Genomic DNA, 3,167 nt, shown 5'->3' on the forward strand with positions numbered 1-3,167 from the left:
CGCTCCAGCCCCGCCACCCGCTCGCCCAGCCGGGCGACCCCTTCGGCGCGCAGCCGCCGCAGCGCCGCGCGCATCTCCTCCGCCGCCGCGTCAGTCATCGCGGCGGTCCCACAGGGCGCGCAGCGCCGCCGGCAGCGCCATCGGGTCGAAGGGCTTGGAGATGACGTCGAGGCTGCCGAGCGCCCGGTAGCGCGCCACCTCCTGCGGCTGCACCTTGGCGGTCATGAACACCGCCGGGGTGGCGGCCAGGCCGGGCAGGGCGCGCAGCCGTTCCAGCGTGGTCGGCCCGTCCATGCCGGGCATCATCACGTCGAGCAGCAGCAGCTGCGGCGCGAAGCCCGCCGCCTTCTCCAGCGCCTCGGGGCCGGAGGCGCAGGCCTCCACGGTGAAGCCGCCCACCGCCTTCAGCGCGAAGCCGGCCAGGTGGCGGACATCATCGTCATCCTCGACATACAGGATGCGCGACAGCGCGGCCTCGCTCATGCCCCGGGCTCCGTGCTGGGGTGCGGCGCCGCCGCCATGGCGGGCGGGCCCTCGATCAGCTGCAGGATGGTGCCCTGCAGCGCCTGGTTGTCGGTGCGGCTCTTCACCAGCGCCGCGGCGACGCTGCGGGTGGTGCGCGCATCCATGTCGCTGGCCGAGAAGATCAGCACCGGCGGCGGCGGCAGCGGCAGCGCCCGAAGATCGTGCAGCAGGTCGAGCCCGCTGCCATCCGGCAGGCCGACATCGATCACCACCAGGGCGAAGGGGCCCTCCGTGGCCAGGGCGGCGCGCGCCTCGGCCAGGCTGCGGGCGGGCACCATGCGCGCCTCGTCCCCCATCACGGCGGAGACGACGCGGCGGATATCCGGGTCGTCCTCGACATGCAGCACGCTGGCCGGGCCGCCGCCGGGGCGCAGCGCGGCGCGCAGCGCCAGGCGCAGCCGCGCCGGGTCGATCGGCTTGTCCAGCCAGTCCACCACGCCCACCGCGTCGCCATTCAGCACCCGCCTGCCCTGGTCGGCGGTGGCCGAGATCACCACCACCGGCAGCGCCCGCCCGTCCTCGCGCCGGCGCAGCCGGCGGAACAGCGACAGCCCGTCCTCGTCCGGCAGCATCAGGTCGAGCGTCATGGCGTCGAAGCGGGCGCGGTCGAGCCAGGCGAAGGCCTCGGCCGCGTCATGCGCCACCTCGCTGTCCCAGCCATCATCGTCGAGCATGTGGCGCAGCAGCCGGGCGATGTCGGCGTCGTCCTCGACGATCAGGGCGCGGCGGCGGGCGCCGGGCGCGGCGGGCAGCGGCTGCGACAGCCGCTCGACCAGCCGCGGCAGGGCGAAGCAGAACACCGTGCCGCCGCCCTCGGCCTCCTCGAAGCCGATGCTGCCGGCATGGTGCTCGACGATCGCCTTGCTGATCGACAGGCCGAGCCCGGTGCCGCCCTTCTGCCGCGCATCCGAGGCGTCGGCCTGGGCGAAGCGCTGGAAGATGCGGCTGCGGAATTCGGGCGGGATGCCGCGGCCATGGTCGCGCACCCGGAAGAAGGCATTGCCGGCATCGACGCCGAGCGAGACCTCCACCACCCCGCCGCGCGGCGAGAACTTCGCCGCGTTGGACAGCAGGTTGGCCAGCACCTGCTGGATGCGCTGCACATCGGCATAGACCAGCGCGTCCTCGGGCCCCTCGTCGAGGGCGAAGCGGACCTCGAACTGCGCGCCATAGGCGGCGTTGGCGGCCACCGCCTGCTGCAGCAGGGCGCGGGCCGAGACCCGCTCGCGCTGGAAGTCGAGCCGGCCGCTCTCGATCTTCTCGATGTCGAGGATGTCGTTGACCAGCAGCACCAGCCGCTCGGCATTCTTGGCGGCGATGCCGAGCAGCTCGCGCACCGGCTCGGGCAGGGCGCCGGCGACGCCGCCCATCACCAGCCCGAGCGAGGCGCGGATCGAGGTCAGCGGCGTGCGCAGCTCGTGGCTGACGGTGGAGACGAACTCGCTCTTCAGCGCGTCCAGCCGGTGCCGCTCGCTGACGTCGCGCAGGATGCAGACCGTGGCGCCCGCGGCGGTGGAGCCCACCGACAGCTCGGCCGGGAAGGCGGTGCCGTCGGCGCGGCGCGCCTGCACCTCGCCCTGGCGCAGCCCGTAGCCCGGCACCAGGCTGCGGATGCGCAGCCCGATCAGCTCGGCCGGCGGCAGGCGGAACTGCTCGGCGGCGGCGGCATTGGCCAGGTCGATCCGCTCCTCGCCATCGACCAGCAGGATCGGGTCGCGCGCATGGTCGAGGATGGATTGCAGCCGGCCGCGCTCCTCGGCCAGCCGGCGGTTGGCCTCGCCGCTGGCGCGGTTGGCCTCGGCCAGCGTGTCGTAGCGGCTGGCCGAGCTGGTCAGGTAGCGGTTCAGCCCCCAGACCGCGGCCACCGCCAGCAGCGCCGCCAGCAGCGCCAGCAGCAGGATCATCACGCGGATCTGCTCGACCCGCGTCAGGTAGTGGCGGTTGAAGGCGGCCAGCTCCGCGCGCTCGGCCTCGATCATGGCGTCGATCTGCGCGGTCAGGCGGCTGCGCTCGGCGCTGGCCTCGCGCAGCAGCATGGCGTAGTCGAGCCCGGCCGAGCGCTGCAGCCGCAGCGACGCCTCCAGCCGCGCGACCAGCGATTGCGCGCTGCGCTCCAGCGCGGCGGCGGCGGCGCTCTCCAGCGCCGTGTCCTGCATGACGGCGTGCAGCCGCCCCAGCTGCGCCTGCAGCCGCTCGGTGACCGGGCGGAGCAGCGTCTCCGCCTCCGTGCCCGGGTTGGAGAGGGTGACGTTGCGCGCCGCCACCGCCTCGAAGGCGGTGTTGCGCAGCTCCAGCATCAGGGTGACGGTGCGGTGGCTGGCATCCATCGCCTCGCGCTGGGCGCGGCCGTCATGGATCAGCCGCAGCGCGACGAAGCCGCCGCCGCCGAACAGGGCCAGCAGCGCGGCGGCCGCGGCATAGGTGAGGAGGCGGATACGGAGCGAAGGCGTGGCCATGACCATCCCGGCGGTTGCGGAGGCGGCGTCGCCACCTCCGCGCCGTGTGGCGGGCGGCGCGGCCACCCCCGGATGGCATGGGTGGCCGGCGCATGCAACCGCGCCGGGCCCGGCGCGGACCGCCGTCGAGGGGGTGTGAAAGGGGGGAGTGTGAAAGGGGGCGGGAGACGGGCCGGCCGGCCGGGG

General features: G+C 74.7%; 2 protein-coding genes. Both read right to left on the reverse strand.

Annotation, left to right across the window (positions count from 1 at the left end; all coding sequences use genetic code 11):
• Window positions 1-90 precede the first annotated feature (90 nt).
• Entirely contained in the window at window positions 91-483 is a 393-nt protein-coding gene (locus HMPREF0731_RS07565; protein WP_007003480.1) for a response regulator, read from the reverse strand.
• Window positions 480-2,981 carry an ATP-binding response regulator gene (locus HMPREF0731_RS07570; RefSeq protein WP_157136008.1) on the reverse strand — a complete coding sequence of 834 codons (2,502 nt, stop codon included), beginning with the start codon at window positions 2,979-2,981 and terminating at the stop codon, window positions 480-482. The genes HMPREF0731_RS07565 and HMPREF0731_RS07570 overlap by 4 nt, the downstream gene beginning before the upstream one ends.
• Window positions 2,982-3,167 lie beyond the last annotated feature (186 nt).

This window comes from Pseudoroseomonas cervicalis ATCC 49957, from assembly GCF_000164635.1.
GTDB classification, from domain to species: Bacteria; Pseudomonadota; Alphaproteobacteria; order Acetobacterales; family Acetobacteraceae; genus Pseudoroseomonas; species Pseudoroseomonas cervicalis.